Consider the following 19036-nt stretch of genomic DNA (forward strand, 5'->3'; position numbering starts at 1 on the left):
GTCAGCTCCTCGGCCAGGGCACGCTGCGCGAGCCGGGCCGCCGGCCGTTCCGCCGTCTCCTTCTCGAGCTGCTCGATCTCGTCGCGCGAGCGGAAGCTGAAGTAGCGCAGGTACCGGACGACGTCCCGGTCGTCGGCGTTGAGCCAGAACTGGTAGAAGGCGTACGGGCTGGTCAGCTCGGGGTCGAGCCAGACCGCGCCGCCCTCGGTCTTGCCGAACTTGGTGCCGTCGGCCTTGGTCACCAACGGGGTGACGAAGGCCTGCACCGGGCCGGCGCCCCGGCGCCGCACGTAGTCCACCCCGGCGGTGATGTTGCCCCACTGGTCGCTGCCGCCGAACTGGAGCTGGCAGCCGTGCCGGCGGTGCAGCTCGTAGAAGTCGTTGGCCTGCAGGAGCTGGTAACTGAACTCGGTGAAGCTGATGCCGCTGTCCAGCCGGGCCCGGACCACCTCCCGGGCCAGCATCTTGTTGACCGGGAAGTGCTTGCCGACGTCCCGGAGGAAGTCGACCACGGACATCTCCGCGGTCCAGTCCAGGTTGTTGACCAGTTGGGCCGCGTTCGCCCCCTCGTACGACACGAAGGGCGCGAGCTGGTCGCGGATGCGGCCCACCCAGCCGGCGACCACCTCGGGCGGGTTCAGGGACCGCTCGGCGCTCTCCTTCGGGTCGCCGATCTGGCCGGTCGCCCCGCCGACCAGCAGCAGGGGGCGGTGGCCGGCGAGCTGGAGCCGGCGGGCCGTGGCGACCTGCATGAGGTGGCCGACGTGCAGGCTGGCCGCGGTCGGGTCGAAGCCGACGTAGTAGGTGGCGCTCCCGCCGTCGAGCAGGGCGCGCAGCTCGTCGGGGCCGGTGGAGTCCTGGATCAGGCCCCGCCACCGCAGGTCATCGGTCAGGGAGTCCCGCCCGGAGGGCGGGAGGTTGCTGTCGGTCACGGTCACCGATTCTCCCCCATCACCGGGGGTGGCCCGTAACGGGTTCTCCGCGACCGGGTGCCGCTAGGCTGCCAGGCCATGACCTCAGAGCACGCGGCGGGCACGCCGGAGCTGACCGGCGGCCTCGTCGGGCTGTTGGGACTCACCTTCGACGAGGCCAGCGCCGACCGGGTGGTGATCCGCTGGCAGGTCCGCCCGGAGCTGCACCAGCCGTACGGCATCCAGCACGGGGGCGTGTACTGCGCGGTCGTGGAGACGGTGGGCAGTGTCGGCGGCTCCCTCTGGCTCGGGGACCGGGGCCGGGTGGTGGGCGTGTCCAACCAGACCGACTTCCTGCGGGCGGTCCGCGACGGTGAGCTGGTGGCGGTCGGCACCCCGGTGCACCGGGGGCGCAGCCAGCAGTTGTGGCAGGTGGAGATCGTCGACGCCGAGCAGCGGCTGGTCGCCCGGGGGCAGGTCCGGTTGCAGAACCTCAGCCCGGCCTGACCCGCCCCGCCGGTGGCCCCGGCCGGCCCGGCCCGGCGGGTGCGCCGATCGGGCCGGATGCCCGCTTTCGAGGGTGAAGAGGGGATACGCCCCGATATCGTCGCGGAGGTGACCCGGCCCGAACCGCCCCCGAGGTGAGGAAGCTCCTCGCCGCCACCCTCGGCATCCTCTCGGCGGTCGGCGGCTTCGTCGACATCGGTGACCTGGTGGCGGCGAGCCAGGCGGGGGCCCGGTTCGGCCTGGGTCACGCCTGGGTGCTGCTGGTCGGCGTGGTCGCCATCTGCCTGTACGCCGAGATGGCCGGGCGGATCGCGGCGGTGAGCGGCCGGGCCGTCTTCGACCTGGTCCGGGAGCGGCTCGGCCCCCGGGTGGCGCTGCTCAACCTGGTGGCGTCGTACCTGGTCACGGTCCTCACCCTGGCCGCCGAACTCGGCGGGGTGGCGCTGGTGCTGCACCTGGCCTCCGGGCTGCCGTACCTGCTCTGGGTGCCCGTCGCGGCGGTCGCCGTGTGGCTGGTGCTGTGGCGGATGCGGTTCCAGCTGATGGAGCGGGTCTTCGGCCTGGCCGGGCTGACGCTGGTGGTCTTCGCCGTGGCGTTGACCCGGCTGCCCACCGACTGGGGCACGCTGGCCCGCGACGCGCTGATGCCCGGACCGTCCGCCAGCGGGTGGGGGGTGTACTGGTTCATCGCGGTGGCGCTGTTCGCCTCGACGGTGAGCCCGTACGAGGTGTTCTTCTTCTCCTCCGGCGGGGTCGAGGAGCGGTGGACCGCGAGGGACCTCGCCGACGCCCGGACCAGCGTGCTGGTCGGCTTCCCGATCGGCGCCTTCCTCGCCCTGTCGCTGATCGCCACCGCCGCGGTGGTCTACCACCCGACCGGCGCCTCGCTGACCACGCTCGACGAGGTCGCCCGGCCGGTGGTGCTCGCGTTCGGGGCGGCCGGGCTGGTGGTGGCGGTCCTGGCGTTCTTCGCGGTCACCTTCGGCGCCGCGCTGGAGACCGGGCTCTCCGCGGCGTACGCGGTGGCGCAGTACTTCGGCTGGCAGTGGGGCAAACGGGTCAGCCCCCGCGAGGCCGCCCGGTTCCACAGCGTGCTGCTGCTGAGCGTGCTGCTCGGGGTGCTGGTGCTGATGACCACCGTCGACCCGGTCACGCTCACCGAGTACATGCTGATCGTCAGCGCGGTGGTGCTGCCGTTGACGTACCTGCCGATCCTGATCGTGGCCAACGACCGGACGTACCTGGGTGGGCAGGTCAACAATCGGCTGACGAACCTGCTCGGCGCGCTCGTGCTGGTGGTCATCGTCGTCGCCTCGGTCGCCGCGATCCCGCTGGCGGTCGTGACCAGGATGGGACAGTGAGGCCCGGGCATGCGGATGCAGCTCGACCACCGGTTGCTGGACCGGCAGATCGTGGACGCCGACGGGCTGCTCGTCGGCCGGGTCGACGACGTCGAGTTCGCCCTCGACACCGACGGGGTGCCGTACCTGGCCGCCCTGCTCACCGGGCGGGTGGCCCTCGGGCAGCGGATCGGCGGCTGGACCGGCCGGCTCCTGGTCGCGGTGGCCGAACGGTTCTCCGGGCGGCGACCGGCGAGCCCGCTGCGGATCCCGTACCCGCTGGTCGCGCGGGTGGACAGCACGGTGCGCCTGCGGGTACGGCTCGACCGGTTGCCCACCTCACCGGCGGAGGAGTTCCTCCGTCGGCACCTGATCGACCGGATCCCGGGGGCCGACCGTGCGAGCGGGTGAGCTGCTCGGCCGGACCGTGTACGACCTCGACGGGCGGCGGCTCGGGCGGGTGGTGGACCTGGTGGTGCGCGGCCGGGCCGACGGCCGGCTGCGGCTGACCGACCTGATCGTGGCCCGACGCTGGTACGGCCGGGTCGCCGGGCGTCTCGTCGGGGTGGAGCACCACCCGTCCGGCCCGTGGGTGATCCGCGCGACCGCCCGGTGGATCAGCCGCAGCACCCACCAGTTCCCGGTGCACCGGGTGCGGCTGGTACCCCCGCTGCCGGGCCTGCCGCCGACCCCACCCGCCCCGCCGGTGGCCGACCGCCCCGGCTGACGCCCCGCCGGCCGCGACCGGCGCAGCCCGCACCGGTACCCGCCGGCGGCGGCCACCTCGTGCCGTCACCGGCGGGCGGCGTCCACCCTCGGCGGGTTCTCGACGGCCCGGTCCGCCGGGTCGGCGGAGTCCCGCCCGGCGCTGCCCGGGACGGGCTGCCCGCCGCCGGTGGTGGAGCCGCCGACGGCCCCGCTCTCCGGGCCGTCGCCGTCGGCCCCACGGTCCGTACCGTCGCGGGTGGCCCGGCTCTCCGGACCGTCGGCGGTGGTGGCACGCTCCGGGCTCTCGGCGGTGGTCGCGCCGTCGGGGGCGGCGGCCTCCCGGCGCAGTCGGACGGAGACGATGGCGTGGTGGTCGATGCCGGCGACCGCCACCGTCCAGCCGTCGATGGTGACGCTCTCGCCGGTCGCCGTGGGGATGTGCCCGAGGCAGGCCAGCACCAGCCCGGCGATCGTGGTGTAGTCCCCCTCCGGACGGCCGGGCAGCTCGACGCCGATGTCCGGCAGGTCGTGCACCGGGAAGGTGCCCGGCAGCACCAGCGTGCCGTCGTCCTCGGTGCGGACCGCGCTGACGTCCCGGTCGGTCTCGTCGTAGATCTCGCCGACGATCTCCTCCAGGATGTCCTCCAGGGTGACGATGCCGTCGACCGCGCCGCGTTCGTCCACCACCAGCGCGATGTGCTGCCGCTCGGCCTTGAACTGGCGCAGCGCGTCGACCACCGGCAGGGAGTCGGGCAGCAGCATCGGCGGGCGGGCCCGGTCGTCGATCGGCTGGGCGTCCGGCACCCCGACCAGGTCGCGCAGGTGGATCACCCCGATCGTGTCGTCCAGGCCGCCGTGCCGGACCACCGGCGCGCGGGAGTGTCCGGAGGTCGCCAGGACCAGCCGGGCGGCCTCCGCGGTGGTGCCGCTGTCCAGGCAGAACACCTGCAACCGGGGTACCAGCACGGCCCGCAGCCGCCGGTCGGCGATCTCCACCGCGCCGGCGATGATGGTCTGCTGCTCCTTGGTGAAGCCGTGGTTGCCGGCGACGATGTCGCGCAGTTCGTCCGGGCTGATCTCGTCGCGCTGCGGCTCGGGGTTCCCGCCGAGCAGGCGGACCACCAGGTCGGTGGTGACGCCGAGCAGCCAGACCGCCGGCCGGGTGAGGGTGGACAGCAGGTCCAGCGGGCGGGCGATCAGCAGCGCCCACCGCTCGGGCATCTGCATGGCGATCCGCTTCGGGGCCAGCTCGCCGAAGACCAGCGTGACGAAGGTCAGCGCCAGGGTGACCAGCACGATGGCGACCGGCTCGGCGGCGCCGCCGAGCACCTCCAGCAGCGGGACCAGCGGCCGGGCCAGGGAGACCGCCGCAGCCGCCGAGGCCAGGAAACCGGCCAGGGTGATGCCGATCTGGATGGTCGCCAGGAACCGGTTGGGGTCCTTGGCGAGGCGGGCCAGGACCCGCCCGGCCCGGCTGGTCCGCTCCAGCCGCTGGATCTGGCTCTCCCGTAACGAGACCAGGGCGATCTCGCTGCCCGCGAAGATCGCGTTGAGGACGACCAGGACCCCGACCAGGGCCAGTTGGGTCCAGATGCTCTGCACGCCGGCTCCCTCACCGTTGCCAGCGCCGGTCGACAGACCGACGCCGCCGGTCGGAGATCCCGGCCGGCGTACGCCTGTCTGTGCCCAGCCGGCGGCCCGGTGAATCCTGTTCCCGGCGACCGTCCCCGGGCCCTGGGTCAGGTACGGCCGGGGACCGGGGTGGCGGGCAGGTCCAGCACGTACCGGTCGTCGTCGGGGCGGAACCCGAGCCGGCTGTAGTAGGGGGCGACCATGCCGGGTGGGCTCACCACCCGGCGGAAGCCCCGGTCGGTGAAGAGGCTGCTGCGCCGGTAGACGAACTCGCCCGGGGTGAGGTCCCGGTACCGTCGGGTGACGTAGTCCAGGTCGACCTGGGCCACCCCGTCCGGCTCGGCGTGCACCAGCACCACCCCGACCACCTCGTCGGCCCGGACCACCAGGAACGCCGAGTGCCCGTCCCGCTGCGGGGTCCACTGGAAGCCGGGGTTGAACCGGGCGATGTCGGCGGCGTGCACCCGCAGGGTGTGGGCGAGGAAGGCGTCGTCCACGCCGACCTCCACCACCTCGTACGTCGCCTCGTCGTGCCGGGTGGCGAGCATCCCCCGCAGGTACCACAGGTTGATCACGGCGAGCACGACGTTGAGGCCGACCATCGGCCACACGCCGAGGGCGGTGTTGTAGCCGATCAGCACCACGCAGCCGACCAGGTTCAGCGCGCGCAGCCGCAGGATCCGCGCCTGCAACAGGGACCAGACCAGCAGCGCGGACCCGGCCCACCCGATGGCGTCCAACCAGCTCACGCCGCGAGGGTAGCCGCTGGGCCGGCCGACCGCGCCGGGAACCGGCTCAGCCGGTGAGCTCCAGCACGTACTCCTCGATCTCGGTGCCCCGGCCGGGGGCGTACGCCCGGTCCTCGCCGCAGATGACGAAGCCGCACTTGCGCAGCACGGCCAGGGAGCCGGCGTTGTCCTTGGCGGCGCGGGCCTGCACCGGTCGTTGCGGCAGGTCGCGCAGGAGCGCGGCGAGCGCGCGGGTGGCGTACCCCCGGCCCCAGTCCGCCCGGTCGATCCAGTAGCTGACCTCGGTCTGCTCGGCGACCGGGAAGGCCAGGACGTGACCGACCACCCGGCCGTCGACGGTCACCGTCCGGGAGACGATCGCCGGGTCGGTGCGGACCCGGTGCCAGTGGGCGGCGAAGGCGGCGCGGTCCTGCGGGTCGTCGGCGGCGAACGCCGCCATCCGGACGGCCTCGGGATCCGACTGGTGCCGGAAGAACTCCGGGAGGTCCTCGTCGCGGACGGGACGCAGACGCAGCTCAGCGGTCACGGCCAGACGATACGGCCGGGGTGTGACGGCGCAGCCCGCGGGCCCCGGGTCACCGGTCCGCCCGCTCCGCGACGGTGTCCCGGGTCGCCCGCCGGTCGGCGGCGTCAGGGCCGTTGGTCCCGGGTCGGCCGGGCGCGATGCCCCTGCCCGCCGGTGGCTTCCCGGCGCGATCGTGGAGCGGGACGGCGGGCCGGGGCGGTGGGGCCGGGCGGCCAGGCGTACCGGGCGGCGTGTCCGGGCAAATGCGGAATGTCGGCGGTGCCGCCGTCGACAATGACCACTGACGACCCAGGGAGAAGCTGATGAACCGACCTGTCGTGGTGGGCGTGGACGGGTCACCGTCCAGCCTGGTCGCCGCCGAGCAGGCGGCGCAGGCCGCCGTCCGCCGCTCCGCGCCCCTGCAGCTGGTGCACGGCTACCTGCACCCCCTCGGGTACGGCGTGCCGCTGAACCCGTACGACCTGGGGTTGCCGGCGCCGACCAGCGAGGCGCAGAAGATGCTCGACCAGACGGCCACGGAGCTGTCCGACCGGTGGCCCGGCCTGGACGTGCAGGCGCGTCAGGTGGCCGGTGGGCCGGGTGCCACCCTGGTCGAGGAGTCCCGCCGCGCGGACCTGGTGGTGGTGGGCAGCCGGGGCCTGGGCGGCTTCGCCGGCCTGCTGCTCGGCTCGGTCAGCCAGCAGGTGGCCGGGCACGCCCACTGCCCGGTGCTGGTGGTCCGCCCACCCGAGCAGCCGATCCCGGTGGACGGTCCGGTGGCCGTCGGGTTGGACGGCTCGGATCCCGCGCTGGCCGCCGTCCGGTTGGCCGCCGACGAGGCCGCCCGGCGGGACACCGGCCTGCTGCTGATCCACGTCCGCTCCGGCGACGAGGAGCGGTCGGTGCCGGACGAGGTGGAGGAGAGCGCGGCGGCGGGCCGGGCCGACTCCGACGACCTGCTCGCCACCGCCGCCGCCACGGTCCGGGCCGAGCACCCCCACCTCGCCGTCGAGCGGCGCAGCCTGCGGGCCGGAAAGCCGGCGCCGGCCCTGGTGCAGGCGAGCGGAGAGGCGACCCTGCTGGTGGTGGGCTCCCGGGGGCGGGGCGGTTTCGCCGGCCTGCTGCTCGGCTCGGTCAGCCAGGCCCTGGTCCAGCACGGGCACTGCCCGGTCCTCGTCGCCCGCCCGCACCACCCCGAGCCCTGAGCCTTTCCCGCCCAGCCCTGGTGGTCACGCGGTGGGCGGTGGGGTGGCGAGGAGGTCGTCGAAGGTGGTGGTGAGGGTGAACGGGTCGGTCGGCGTGCGGCCGGGGTACCGGACGATCTGCTCGGCCAGTTCGGCGGCGGCCCGCCGGATCCGGGTCCGCAGAGCGCCGTCGGCGCCACCGTCCGACCAGTCCTCGGGGGCGGCGAAGACCCCGGTGGGGACCACCACCGCCCGCACGTGACTGAACAACGGGCGCAGCGCGTGCTCCAGGGCCAGCGAGTGCCGGGCGGTGCCGCCGGTGGCGGCGATCAGCACCGGCTTGTCGGCCAACGCGTCACGGTCGAGCACGTCGAGGAAGGACTTGAAGATCCCGCTGTACGACGCGCCGAAGATCGGCGACACGGTGATCAGTCCGTCGGCGGCGGTGACCTCCTCGACGGCCTGCCCGAGGGCGGCCGACGGGAAGCCGGTGAGCAGGTTGTTCACCACGTCGTGCGCGTGCTCGCGGACCTCGACCGTGCGGTGGCGCAGGGCCAGCTCCCGCCGGGCCGCCTCGTCGACGACGGCGGCGGCGAGCTGGTCGGCGAGCAGCCGGGTGGACGAGGGCTGCCGCAGGCCGGCGGAGAGGACCACCAGGGTGCGCTCGCTCATCGTCCACCCTCCGCGCCGGCGCCGGCCCGCTCGGCCCCGGCGGCCCGCGCCGGGTCCTGCGCCGCCGCCCCGGCCGCGTCGCGGGCGGCCCGCAGGGAGGCGTGGGTGGGCGCCTCGGGTACGTGCGCCGGACGCCGGGCGGCGAACTCCCGCCGCAGCACCGGGACCACCTCCTCGCCGAGCAGGTCGAGCTGCTCCAGCACGGTCTTCAGCGGCAGGCCGGCGTGGTCGACGAGGAAGAGCTGCCGCTGGTAGTCGCCGACGTACTCGCGGAAGCCCAGGGTGCGGTCGATGACCTGCTGCGGGCTGCCCACGGTCAGCGGGGTCTGGCTGGTGAACTCCTCCAGCGACGGGCCGTGACCGTAGACCGGGGCGTTGTCGAAGTACGGCCGGAACTCGCGGACCGCGTCCTGCGAGTTGCGCCGCATGAACACCTGCCCGCCGAGACCGACGATCGCCTGCTCGGCGGTGCCGTGGCCGTAGTGGGCGAAGCGCTGCCGGTACAGCCCGACCATCCGGCGGGTGTGCTCGGCCGGCCAGAAGATGTGGTTGGCGAAGAAGCCGTCGCCGTAGTAGGCCGCCTGCTCGGCGATCTCCGGGCTGCGGATCGAGCCGTGCCAGACGAACGGCGGGACGCCGTCCAGCGGCCGGGGCGTCGAGGTGAACGACTGCAACGGGGTACGGAATCTGCCGGACCAGTCGACGACGTCCTCCCGCCACAGCCGGTGCAGCAGGGCGTAGTTCTCCACGGCGAGCGGGATGCCGTTGCGGATGTCCTGGCCGAACCAGGGGTAGACCGGGCCGGTGTTGCCCCGGCCGAGCATCAGGTCCACCCGGCCGTCGGCGAGGTGCTGGAGCATCGCGTAGTCCTCGGCGATCTTCACCGGGTCGTTGGTGGTGATCAGCGTGGTGGCGGTGGAGAGCAGCAGCCGCTCGGTGCGGGCCGCGATCCAGCCGAGCATGGTGGTCGGCGAGGAGGGCACGAAGGGGCGGTTGTGGTGCTCGCCGGTGGCGAACACGTCGAGCCCGACCTCCTCGACCTTCTGCGCGATGGTGACCATCGCCTTGATCCGCTCGTGCTCGGTCGGCTCCCGTCCGTTGGTCGGGTCGACCGTGACGTCGCCGACGGTGAAGACCCCGAACTGCATGATCCACTCCTCGCCTTGACCCTCCGGGCCGGTCTGCCCGGACGCCGCGCACAACATACTTGACGAGTCAAATAATTCCCCGGGGCGGGTGCCGCAGCGCGACGGCGGCGACGTGGGCCGCGAGCGGCGTCACGTGCGCAGCGGCACGCCTGTCCGGAACGAATATCCCTGACAGGCACGAGGCTCACACTCGATACGGCACCCGACACCCCAGGTCAGCGCGATCCCCGTGCCGCCGACCCCCGACCCGCGTCCGCCCGGCGTCGGGGCACGTGCCGGCGGTAGGCGCTGACCGTGGGGTCGCCGGTGATCCAGAAGCGCCACGGGACGTCGTGCGCGGCGGCCACGCCGACCCGGGGGCCGGCGGAGACGGCCGCCGCCGGCACCGGGCGCGACGGCGGCGTCAGCAGGAGCGGACCGGCGCCGTCGAGCACCGACGTGCCGTTCGCCTCGGCGGTGACACCCAACGCGACCACCAGCCGGGCCGGCCCGCGCGCCAGGTCACGGTCGGCCACCTCACCCCGCCGCTCGCGGGCGAGGTCCCGGCCGTCGACCACCTCGCCGGCCCGCAGCAGGACCGCCGCCGCCTCCCCGACACCACCGCAGACGACGTTCAGGCACCAGTGGACCCCGAAGACGAAGTACGTGTACGCGTGGCCGGCCGGCCCGAACATGACCGCGGTCCGGGGGGTGGGGCCCCGGTGGGCGTGCGAGGCCGGGTCCTGCCCGGTGCCGGCGTACGCCTCGACCTCGGTCAGCCGGATCCGGACGCCACCGGCCGCGACCTCCCAGCCGAGCAGGGCACGCGCCACCTCCGGCACCCGGGCGGCGGGGGTGTGCAGCCATGCGTGGTCCATCCGTCCAGCAAACGCCGAGCGGCGCGGATCGGCAAACCCGAACCGCGTTTCAACATTCTGTTGACAATACTCTGTTGAAGTGTTGTGATCGGCGCATGACCACTGATCCGTCCACCACGCCCGACCCCGCCACACCCGCTCCCGGTCCCGGCCCGACGGGGCGGGCCCACCACACCTGGGCGGCGCTGCACCGGCTCACCGAGCGGCACGCCGCCACCGAGCAGCAGCGCCGCCGGCACACCAACCCGTACCTCGCCGACCCGTACGAGGCGATCGCCGTGCTGCTGGCCCTGGCCGCCGGCGCCGCCGAGCCGACCCCCGGCGAGGAACCGGTGGACCAGGCCGACCTGCTCGCCGCGCTCGCCCTCGTCCCGCACCTGCGGGCCGAGGTCGACACCCTGGAGGCGGGACTGCTGACCCTGGCCCGGGGCCGGGGCCTGACCTGGCAGGCGATCGGGCACGCGCTCGGCCTGGGCAGCGCCCAGGCGGCCAGCCAGCGGTACGACCGGGTCACCGCCCGGGCCGACCCCGCCGCCGCGGCCGGCGCCGGAGAGCCCGCCGGCTGAGGCGGTGATCGCCGGCAACCGGGCGTGCGGCGCGTCGATGCCGTACGTTTCGGCGTAGGAGCGGCGGGAACCGACCGGAGGGACTGCCACCGTGGACCGCACCGAGATGCTGGCGTACTGCCTGGCCAAGCCGGGCGCCTGGCTCGACCGGCCCTGGGCGGGCGAGGAGGTGGTGAAAGTGGGCAGCCGGATCTTCGCCTTCCTCGGCTCGGGCGAGACCGGCGCCACGATCGGAATCAAGTGCGGGCCGAACCGGGACGTGGCCGACGAGTGGCTGCACCGCTACCCGGACGACGCCCGGATCATGCCGTACATCGGCCGGGCCGGCTGGAACACGCTCCGGCTGGACGGCACGATCCCCACCGACGAACTGGTGGAGGCGCTCGACGCGTCGTACGACACGGTCGTCGCCAAGCTCTCCCGCCGGGAACGGCCGGGCGGCGGGTGACCGGGACGGGCCGGCCACCGGCCCCGGGCGACCGGACGGGCCGGCCTAGTCCCGGGGCGACGCGCGGCGCAGCGTCCGCCGGACACCACCGACCGCCCGCGCCTTGAGCCGCGACAGGACCTCGTCGTACTGGCGGTCCGCCCGCTGGCTGAGCGAGTCGGCCTGACCGAGCAGGCCGACGATGGTCTCGATCGCGACCCGGAGCACCTGCCCGTCGTCGAGTTCGTCGGGGGTGGGGACGGCCGTCCGCACCGGGGTCGCGGGAGCCGGCCGCAGGTCGGCGAGGTCCCCCGCGACCCGGCACGGGTAGGCCCGCAGTTCCTCGATCTGGCGCTCCGCGAGGTCACGCACCCAGTCGGCGCGGTCCGGGCCGACGCCGAACCGCAACTCGTTGCCGCGCTGCTTGAGCACCGCGTTCACCAGGTGGCGCTGGACCACCCGCTGGTACGGCGTGCGGTGCGGGTACCGGTCCCCCAGCGCCTGGTTGACCCGGCGCAGCACCTCGACCTCGGCGGCACCGAGCGAGGGGTTCGAGGTGGGCGCCGGCAGCTCGCACAGGCCGTCGGGGATGCCCACGATGCCGGCGAAGCGCCGCCACAGGAGGTCGCGCGGGGCGCCCGGCGGCGGGACCGTCACCAGGTGCCGCCGCTCGGCCGGCACCAGGTCACCCCACCGACGCAGCATCCGGGTCGGTGTGTGGTGCTCCCAGAAGCTCTCGAACTTCCCGGTCTCGACCGCGCGCAGGAAGGACTCGAACCGCCAGGTGCTGCGGGCCCGGATGCTCTGCTGCCACATCGACGGGAAGGTACGCCACAGGTCCCGCCCGGCCACGACGACGTGCACCTCGGCGGGAGCGAGGCTGGCCACCGCGCGGGCCGCCTGGTCGCCGGTGGCCGCGCCCAGCCCCTCGTTGCTGATGATCACGTCGCCGGCCCACCGGCGCGCCTCCCCGGCCAGCCGGTCCCACGTCCAGCGCGCGTCGGGGTCCCGCCAGGACACCGCCCGCAGGTCGGTCATGGCCTGGTCGTGGGCGGCGGCGGTGCCCGGCAGCAGGATGCCGGCGCCCTTCAGCGCGTCCCGGTTGCCCCACCACACGGTCTGCACGTACGTGCTGCCCGTCTTCGGCGCACCAACGTGCAGGTAGACGCGTCTGGCCATGCTGCCTCCCCGGGCGCGGTCGCCCACCCCGCCGGCGGTGGGGGTCGGGTCCGTGGGCACCCAGGGTGGCACATCACCGTCCCCGGCCAGCGGCCGAGGTTCGATCGTGAACCACGTCCGTCCGCCTCCCGACGCGACGGTGGCGCGCGGGTGACGAGGAGGTGGCGCGCGGACCGGCCGGCCGCCACCTCCTCGCGCGGCTCAGCGGGGGACGACCGACTCGGTGGCCCACTCCCGCCAGCCGACCAGCTGGTCGGCGGCGGCGGCGAGCTGGTCGGCGACCGGGCCCGGACCGGTGGAACCGGGCGTGGTCCGGGCGGCGAGCGCCGAGCGGACCGAGAGCACGTCCCGCACCGACGGGTCCAGGTGCTCGCTGACCGCCGACAGGTCGTCGTCGGAGACCTCGTCCAGGGCGCACTCGCGGACCACGCAGAGCGCCACCAACTTGCCGGTGATCTCGTGCGCGTCGCGGAACGGCACCCCCTTGCGGACCAGCCAGTCGGCCACCTCGGTGGCCAGCGAGTAGCCCACCGGCGCGGCGGCGACCAGCCGGTCCACGCGCACCGTCATGGTGGAGATCATCCCGGCGAGCGCGGGCAGCAGCAGCTCCAGGGTGTCGACCGCGTCGAAGGCCGGCTCCTTGTCCTCCTGCATGTCCCGGTCGTACGTCATCGGCAGGCCCTTGAGCATGGTGAGCACACTCATCAGCCCGCCCACCAGGCGCCCCGACTTGCCCCGGGCCAGCTCGGCGATGTCCGCGTTCTTCTTCTGCGGCATGATCGACGAACCGGTGGCGAAGGCGTCGTCCAGCTCGACCCAGCCGAACTCCTGCGACGTCCAGAGCACCACCTCCTCACCGAGGCGGGACAGGTGCACCCCGACCAGCGCGGTGACGAAGAGGAACTCGGCGACGAAGTCCCGGTCGGCGACCGCGTCCATCGAGTTGGCGAAGGACGTCCGGAAGCCCAGCTCCCGGGACACGGCCACCGGGTCCAACGGCAGCCCGGAGCCGGCCAGGGCACCCGCCCCGAGCGGACTGATCGCGGTGCGGTGGTCCCAGTCGCGCAGCCGCTCCAGGTCCCGCAGCAGCGGCTGGACGTGGGCCAGCAGCCAGTGCCCGAAGGTCACCGGCTGGGCGTGCTGGAGGTGGGTCATGCCGGGCGCGGCGGTGTCCACGTGCCGCTCGGCCTGCTCCACCAGGGCGTCGGCCAGCTCGACCAGCCGCAGGGCCACCCCCCGGGCGTGGTCTCGCAGGTACAGCCGCAGGTCGGTGGCGACCTGGTCGTTGCGGGACCGCCCGGCGCGCAGCTTCCCGCCGAGGCTGCCGAGGCGTTCCAGCAGGCCCCGCTCCAGGGCGGTGTGCACGTCCTCGTCCTCGATGGTGGGGCGGAAGGCCCCGGAGGCGCAGGCCGCCTCCAGGTCGTCCAGGGCGGCCAGGATCTTCCCCAGCTCCTCCGGGTCGAGCAGGCCCGCCCCGGCCAGGACCCGGGCGTGCGCCCGCGACCCGGCGATGTCGTACGGGGCGAGGCGCCAGTCGAACTGGACACTGACCGACAGCCGGGCGAGGGCCTCGGCGGGTCCGCCGGCGAACCGGCCACCCCACAGGCTCGTACGGTTGGTGGCGGCGCTGTTCTCGGTGAGGCTCTTGTCGTCCACGTCGCTCATTCTGGTCGTCACGGTCAGGCGTCCCCCAACCGGGAGTCGCCGGTGTCGTCGCGGCGGGACCACGCGGAGAGCTTCTCGCCCAGCGCGGCGCCGCCGACGTTCTCGCGGGCCACGACGAGGATGGTGTCGTCGCCGGCGATGGTGCCCACCACCTCGGGCAGGCCGGCCCGGTCCAGGGCACTGGCCAGGAACTGCGCCGCGCCCGGCGGGGTACGCAGCACGGTGATGTTGCCGCTGGAGTCGACGTCGTTGAGCAGTTCGCGCAGCAGCCGGATCAGCCGGGCCGGCGCGGACTCGGCGTCGCGCAGCGGACGGTGACCGTCCTCGGGGATCACGTACACCCCGCGCCCGTCGCCGCCCCGGGCGGTCACCGCGCCGAGTTCCTTGAGGTCCCGCGACAGGGTCGCCTGGGTGACCTGGACACCGTCCCCGGCGAGCAGGTCGGCCAGCTCGGTCTGCGAACGGACCGCCCGGTCGCGGATCAGCTCGACGATCCGGGCGTGCCGGGCGGCCCGGGTCAGCGGAGCCGTCACGGTCGGCCGTCCGGGCCGTCGGTGGGCCCGTCCACGCCCGTCAGGAGGAAGGCGAGCAGGGCCTTCTGCGCGTGCAGCCGGTTCTCCGCCTGGTCGAACACGGCGCTCTGCGGCCCGTCGAGCACCTCGTCGGTGATCTCCTCGCCCCGGTGCGCCGGCAGGCAGTGCAGCACGATCGCGGTCGGCGCGGCGTGCCCGAGCAGTTCCTTGTTGACCTGGTACGGCAGGAACGGGGTGATCCGGTCCAGGCCGTCGCTCTCCTGCCCCATCGAGGTCCAGGTGTCGGTGGCGATGACGTCGGCGTCCCGGACCGCCGCCACCGCGTCGGTCAGGGCGTGCACCGACCCGCCGGTCTCGGCGGCGACCTGGGCGGCCCGGTCCAGCACCGCCGGGTCGGGGCCGAACCCTGCCGGGCCGGCCACCCGCACGTGCAAACCGGCCAGCGCCCCGGCCAGCAGGTACGAGTGGGCCATGTTGTTCGCCGCGTCCCCCACGTACGCCAGGGTCCGGCCCCGCGTGCCGCCCAGGTGCTCGCGGACGGTGAGCAGGTCGGCCAGGAGCTGGCAGGGGTGGAAGCCGTCGGTCAGCGCGTTCACCACCGGTACGCTCGCGCCCGCCGCCACCTCGGCGATCCGGTCGTCGCCGTGGGTGCGCAGCACGATCGCGGCCACGTACCGGGACAGCACCCGGCCCGCGTCGGCGAGGGTCTCGCCCCGACCGAAGTGGGTGACCTGGGTGTCCACCACCAGGGGGTGCCCGCCGAGTTCGGCGATGCCGACGTCGAAGGAGAACCGGGTGCGCAGGCTCTGCTTGTCGAAGAGCACCGCGACCGACCGGGGACCGGCCAGCGGCTTGTGCCCGAACCGGTCGGCCTTCATCCGGGCCGCCAGGTCGAGCACCGCCGACTGCTCGGCGGCGGTGAGATCGTCGTCGCGCAGGAAATGCCGGGTCATGTGTTCGTCTCCGTGGTGCGAGGGGTGGGAACCGCCGCGTCGGACGGGGCGGGCGAGGCCGCAGCGGACGCGGCGGCGGGCAGGTCGGCACGGGCCGCGTCCACGGCGGCGGGCAGGTCGGTACGGGCCGCGTCCAACGCGGCGGGCAGGTCGGTACGGGCCGCGTCCAACGCGGCGGGCAGGTCGGTACGGGCCGCGTCCAGCGCGGCGGGCAGGGCGGTGAGGAAGGCGTCGACCTGCGCGGTGCCGAGGATCAGCGGCGGGGCGAGCCGGACCACGTCCGGCTGCACCGGGTTGACCAGGAAGCCGGCCGTGCGCAGCGCCGCCGTCACCGCTCCGGAGGCGGGACCGGTGAGCACCACGCCGAGCAGCAGTCCGGCGCCCCGGACCTCGGCGACCAGCGGGTGACCCAGCGCCTCGATCCCGCGCCGGAGCCGCTCGCCGACCCGCTTGACGTGGTCGAGCAGCCCCTCGCTGGCGATGGTGGAGACCACCGCGAGGGCGGCGGCGCAGCTCACCGGGTTGCCGCCGAAGGTGGTGCCGTGCGAGCCGGGCCGCAGCAGGTCGGCGGCCGGACCGAAGGCCAGGCAGGCGCCGATGGGCAGCCCACCGCCGAGCCCCTTGGCCAGGGTGACCAGGTCGGGCTCGACCCCCTCGGCCTGGTGGGCGAACCAGTGGCCGGTGCGGCCGACACCGGTCTGCACCTCGTCGAGGACCAGCAGCGCGCCGTGCCGGGCGGTGATCCGCCGGGCCGCGGTGAGGTACCCGGCGGGGGGCACCACCACGCCGTTCTCGCCCTGGATCGGCTCCAGGATCACCATCGCGGTGGCGTCGGTGACCGCCGCCTCCAGCGCCGCCACGTCGCCGTACGGCACGTGGCTGACCTCGCCGGGCAGCGGGCGGAACGGGTCGGCCTTGGCCGGCTGGCCGGTCAGCGCCAGCGCGCCCATGGTCCGGCCGTGGAAGCCGCCCTCGGTGGCCACCACGTGGCTGCGGCCGGTGAGCCGGGACAGTTTGAACGCCGCCTCGTTGGCCTCCGCGCCGGAGTTGGCGAAGAACACCCGGCCGGGCCGGCCGGCAAGGGCCAGCAGCAGCTCCGCGAGGGCCACCGGTGGCTCGGCGACGTACAGGTTGGAGACGTGACCGAGGGTGGCGACCTGCTTGGACACGGCGGCCACCACCGCCGGGTGGGCGTGCCCGAGCGCGTTGACCGCGATGCCGCCGAGCAGGTCGACGTACTCCCGGCCGGCCTCGTCGACCACGACGGCGCCGGAGCCGGAGACCAGCGCCAGCGGCGGCGTACCGTAGTTGTCCATCATGGTCTGCCGCCAGCGCGCCACGAGCCCGCTCATGCGTGTCCTCCCTGGTCGGCGGCCCCGGGGGCCGCGGCGGTGGTGGGCTCGGGGACGACCATGGTGCCGAACCCCTCGGAGGTGAAGACCTCCAGCAACGTGGAGTGGGCGACCCGGCCGTCGACCACGTGCGCGGCGGGCACTCCCCCGCGCACCGCCCGCAGGCAGGCCTCCATCTTGGGGACCATGCCCGACTCCAGCGACGGCAGCAGCGTCGCCAGGTCGTCGGCGGTGATCTCGGAGACCAGGCTGTCGGTGTCCGGCCAGTTGGCGTACAGACCGGGTACGTCGGTCAGCACGACCAGCTTGCGGGCGCGCAGACCGATGGCCAGCGCGGCGGCGGCCGTGTCGGCGTTGAGGTTGTGCAGCACCCCGTCGACGTCCGGCGCCACCGTGGAGATCACCGGGATCCGGCCGGCCTCGATCAGGTCGGTGACCGCCGAGACGTCCACCGACTCGACGTCGCCGACCTGACCCACGTCCACCGGCTCCCCGCCCACGTACGCCGGGCGGCGCACGGCGGTGAACAGGCCGGCGTCCTCGCCGGAGAGGCCGACCGCGAACGGGCCGTGCGCGTTGATCAGGCCGACCAGTTCCCGGCCCACCTGCCCGACGAGCACCATCCGGACCACGTCCATCGCCTCCGGGGTGGTGACCCGCAGGCCACCCCGGAACTCGCTGGCGATGCCGAGGCGACCGAGCATGGCCGAGATCTGCGGCCCGCCGCCGTGCACCACGACCGGCCGGATGCCGGCGTAGCGCAGGAACACCATGTCGGCGGCGAAGGCCCGCTGCAACTCGGGGTCGACCATGGCGTTGCCGCCGTACTTGACCACGACGGTGGCCCCGGAGAACTGGGCCAGCCAGGGCAACGCCTCGATCAGGGTCGCCGCCTTGGCCTGCGCGCGGGTGAGGTCTGCGGAAAGAGTCATGTCGAGTAGGCCGAGTTCTCGTGGACGTACGCGTGGGACAGGTCGTTGGTCCAGACGGTCGCCTGGTCGGTGCCGGCGTGCAGGTCGATCCGGACGGTGACGTCCCGGCCGGTGAGGTCCACCTTGGAGCGGTCCTCCGCGGCGGCACCGGAGCGGCACACCCAGATCCCGTTCACCGCCACGTCGAGGTCGTCGGCCTCGAAGACGGCGGCGGTGGTACCGACGGCGGCGAGGATCCGCCCCCAGTTGGGGTCGTTGCCGAACAGCGCGGTCTTGACCAGGTTGTTGCGGGCCACCGCGCGGCCCACCTCCACCGCGTCGTCCTCGCTGGCCGCGCCGACCACCTCGATGGCGACCTGCTTGGTGGCGCCCTCGGCGTCGGCGAGCAACTGCTGGGCCAGGTCGTGGCAGGCGGCGGTGACCGCGGCGGTCAGCTCCGCCCGGGTCGGCTCGAGGCCGCTGGCCCCGCTGGCCAGCAGCAGCACCGTGTCGTTGGTGGACATGGCCCCGTCGGAGTCGAGCCGGTCGAAGGTGACCCGGCAGGCCGCGCGCAGGGCGGCGTCGAGCGCCTCCGGCCCGGCCACCGCGTCGGTGGTGAGCACGCAGAGCATCGTGGCCAGGGCCGGGGAGAGCATCCCGGCGCCCTTGGCCATGCCGCCGACCGTCCAGCCGCCGCCGTCGACCACTGTCGTCTTCGGGCGGGAGTCCGTGGTCATGATCGCCTCGGCGGCGGCGGGCCCACCACCGCGGGACAGGTCCCGTGCCGCGCCACGGACGCCGGGCAGCAGCTTGTCCATCGGCAGCCGCTCGCCGATCAGGCCGGTGGAGCAGACCGCCACGTCCCCGGCGCCGACCATCAGCCGGGCGTTGGTCGAGGTGAGCACGGCGGCGGTGTGCTCGGCGGTGGCGTGGGTGTCCTGGAAACCGGCCGGCCCGGTGCAGGCGTTCGCGCCGCCGGAGTTGAGGATCACCGCGCGGGCCACCCCGCCGTGGACGACCTGCTGGGTCCAGAGCACCGGGGCGGCCTTCACCCGGTTGGCGGTGAAGACCCCGGCGACCCCGGCGTCGGGACCGTCGTTGACCACCAGGGCGACGTCCAACGCCCCGGCGGACTTCAGGCCGGCGGCCACGCCGGAGGCCCGGAAACCCCGCGCTGCGGTGACGCTCATGCCGCCTCCCCCGTCCCGGTCAGGTGCCGGCCGGTGGCGTTTCCGCC

21 protein-coding genes (1 of these 21 only partly in view) are annotated in these 19036 nt (G+C 74.5%); 7 read left to right on the forward strand and 14 right to left on the reverse strand.

The window, feature by feature from the left end; genetic code table 11:
• Nucleotides 1–932, reverse strand: the 5' portion of a protein-coding gene (gene tyrS / locus ACQUFX_RS14055) for a tyrosine--tRNA ligase (protein WP_428966947.1). 355 nt of this gene lie to the left of the window's left edge; 932 of the gene's 1287 nt are visible here — the first part of the coding sequence; its start codon is at nt 930–932; its stop codon lies off the left edge, out of view.
• Nucleotides 933–1010: 78 nt separating this feature from the next.
• Here tyrS and ACQUFX_RS14060 point away from each other — a divergent pair, with 78 nt between their 5' ends.
• The 4 genes from ACQUFX_RS14060 to ACQUFX_RS14075 all read left to right on the forward strand — a co-directional run bounded on the left by ACQUFX_RS14060 (nt 1011) and on the right by ACQUFX_RS14075 (nt 3485).
• Nucleotides 1011–1418, forward strand: coding sequence for a PaaI family thioesterase (locus tag ACQUFX_RS14060; protein ID WP_428966478.1), 408 nt, complete (start codon nt 1011–1013; stop codon nt 1416–1418).
• A gap of 134 nt (nt 1419–1552) precedes the next feature.
• The gene (locus tag ACQUFX_RS14065) at nt 1553–2779 is read left to right on the forward strand and encodes an NRAMP family divalent metal transporter (protein ID WP_428966479.1); all 1227 of its coding nucleotides are present in this window, start codon (nt 1553–1555) and stop codon (nt 2777–2779) included.
• A gap of 9 nt (nt 2780–2788) precedes the next feature.
• Nucleotides 2789–3169 carry a hypothetical protein gene (locus tag ACQUFX_RS14070; RefSeq protein WP_428966480.1) on the forward strand — a complete coding sequence of 127 codons (381 nt, stop codon included), beginning with the start codon at nt 2789–2791 and terminating at the stop codon, nt 3167–3169.
• Complete coding sequence (locus ACQUFX_RS14075; protein ID WP_428966481.1) at nt 3156–3485, forward strand: PRC-barrel domain-containing protein; 330 nt, start codon at nt 3156–3158, stop codon at nt 3483–3485. The genes ACQUFX_RS14070 and ACQUFX_RS14075 overlap by 14 nt, the downstream gene beginning before the upstream one ends.
• A gap of 65 nt (nt 3486–3550) precedes the next feature.
• Here the strand turns inward: ACQUFX_RS14075 and ACQUFX_RS14080 are convergent, their stop codons facing one another.
• The 3 genes from ACQUFX_RS14080 to ACQUFX_RS14090 all read right to left on the reverse strand — a co-directional run bounded on the left by ACQUFX_RS14080 (nt 3551) and on the right by ACQUFX_RS14090 (nt 6373).
• Nucleotides 3551–5068, reverse strand: a complete 1518-nt coding sequence (locus tag ACQUFX_RS14080) for a hemolysin family protein (RefSeq protein WP_428966482.1) — start codon at nt 5066–5068, stop codon at nt 3551–3553.
• A gap of 137 nt (nt 5069–5205) precedes the next feature.
• Nucleotides 5206–5847 carry a hypothetical protein gene (locus tag ACQUFX_RS14085; protein WP_428966483.1) on the reverse strand — a complete coding sequence of 214 codons (642 nt, stop codon included), beginning with the start codon at nt 5845–5847 and terminating at the stop codon, nt 5206–5208.
• A 46-nt stretch (nt 5848–5893) separates the two neighbouring features.
• A complete protein-coding gene (locus ACQUFX_RS14090; protein WP_428966484.1) occupies nt 5894–6373 on the reverse strand; it encodes a GNAT family N-acetyltransferase in 480 nt (159 codons plus the stop codon).
• 302 nt (nt 6374–6675) lie between these two features.
• On the opposite strand from ACQUFX_RS14090, the gene ACQUFX_RS14095 reads away from it, so the two are divergent.
• The gene (locus tag ACQUFX_RS14095) at nt 6676–7557 is read left to right on the forward strand and encodes a universal stress protein (RefSeq protein WP_428966485.1); all 882 of its coding nucleotides are present in this window, start codon (nt 6676–6678) and stop codon (nt 7555–7557) included.
• 24 nt (nt 7558–7581) lie between these two features.
• Here ACQUFX_RS14095 and ACQUFX_RS14100 read toward each other — a convergent pair whose 3' ends face one another.
• From ACQUFX_RS14100 to ACQUFX_RS14110, 3 genes are all read right to left on the reverse strand, one after another.
• Nucleotides 7582–8208 carry an FMN reductase gene (locus ACQUFX_RS14100; RefSeq protein ID WP_428966486.1) on the reverse strand — a complete coding sequence of 209 codons (627 nt, stop codon included), beginning with the start codon at nt 8206–8208 and terminating at the stop codon, nt 7582–7584.
• Entirely contained in the window at nt 8205–9356 is a 1152-nt protein-coding gene (locus tag ACQUFX_RS14105; protein WP_428966487.1) for an LLM class flavin-dependent oxidoreductase, read from the reverse strand. Before ACQUFX_RS14105 ends, ACQUFX_RS14100 begins: the two co-directional genes overlap by 4 nt.
• Before the next feature lie 215 nt (nt 9357–9571).
• Nucleotides 9572–10213: a DNA-3-methyladenine glycosylase gene (locus ACQUFX_RS14110; protein ID WP_428966488.1), complete on the reverse strand. Its 642-nt coding sequence runs from the start codon at nt 10211–10213 to the stop codon at nt 9572–9574.
• Between the two features lie 95 nt (nt 10214–10308).
• Between ACQUFX_RS14110 and ACQUFX_RS14115 the strand changes: the two genes are divergently transcribed.
• Nucleotides 10309–10779: a DNA-binding protein gene (locus ACQUFX_RS14115; protein ID WP_428966489.1), complete on the forward strand. Its 471-nt coding sequence runs from the start codon at nt 10309–10311 to the stop codon at nt 10777–10779.
• 91 nt (nt 10780–10870) lie between these two features.
• Nucleotides 10871–11227, forward strand: a complete 357-nt coding sequence (locus tag ACQUFX_RS14120) for an MmcQ/YjbR family DNA-binding protein (RefSeq protein WP_428966490.1) — start codon at nt 10871–10873, stop codon at nt 11225–11227.
• 45 nt (nt 11228–11272) lie between these two features.
• Here ACQUFX_RS14120 and ACQUFX_RS14125 read toward each other — a convergent pair whose 3' ends face one another.
• The 7 genes from ACQUFX_RS14125 to argJ form a co-directional block, all read right to left on the reverse strand.
• A complete protein-coding gene (locus tag ACQUFX_RS14125; protein ID WP_428966491.1) occupies nt 11273–12385 on the reverse strand; it encodes a hypothetical protein in 1113 nt (370 codons plus the stop codon).
• Between the two features lie 201 nt (nt 12386–12586).
• Nucleotides 12587–14050, reverse strand: a complete 1464-nt coding sequence (gene argH, locus ACQUFX_RS14130) for an argininosuccinate lyase (RefSeq protein ID WP_428966492.1) — start codon at nt 14048–14050, stop codon at nt 12587–12589.
• A gap of 14 nt (nt 14051–14064) precedes the next feature.
• The gene (locus ACQUFX_RS14135) at nt 14065–14583 is read right to left on the reverse strand and encodes an arginine repressor (protein WP_428966493.1); all 519 of its coding nucleotides are present in this window, start codon (nt 14581–14583) and stop codon (nt 14065–14067) included.
• A complete protein-coding gene (gene argF / locus ACQUFX_RS14140) occupies nt 14580–15536 on the reverse strand; it encodes an ornithine carbamoyltransferase (RefSeq protein WP_428966494.1) in 957 nt (318 codons plus the stop codon). The genes ACQUFX_RS14135 and argF overlap by 4 nt, the downstream gene beginning before the upstream one ends.
• The gene (locus tag ACQUFX_RS14145) at nt 15533–16888 is read right to left on the reverse strand and encodes an acetylornithine transaminase (protein WP_428966495.1); all 1356 of its coding nucleotides are present in this window, start codon (nt 16886–16888) and stop codon (nt 15533–15535) included. The genes argF and ACQUFX_RS14145 overlap by 4 nt, the downstream gene beginning before the upstream one ends.
• Nucleotides 16885–17820, reverse strand: coding sequence for an acetylglutamate kinase (gene argB / locus ACQUFX_RS14150; RefSeq protein WP_428966496.1), 936 nt, complete (start codon nt 17818–17820; stop codon nt 16885–16887). The genes ACQUFX_RS14145 and argB overlap by 4 nt, the downstream gene beginning before the upstream one ends.
• Complete coding sequence (argJ, locus tag ACQUFX_RS14155) at nt 17817–18989, reverse strand: bifunctional glutamate N-acetyltransferase/amino-acid acetyltransferase ArgJ (RefSeq protein ID WP_428966497.1); 1173 nt, start codon at nt 18987–18989, stop codon at nt 17817–17819. The genes argB and argJ overlap by 4 nt, the downstream gene beginning before the upstream one ends.
• Nucleotides 18990–19036 lie beyond the last annotated feature (47 nt).

The organism is Micromonospora fluostatini, assembly GCF_050410825.1.
In the GTDB taxonomy this organism is placed as follows: domain Bacteria; phylum Actinomycetota; class Actinomycetes; order Mycobacteriales; family Micromonosporaceae; genus Micromonospora; species Micromonospora rosaria.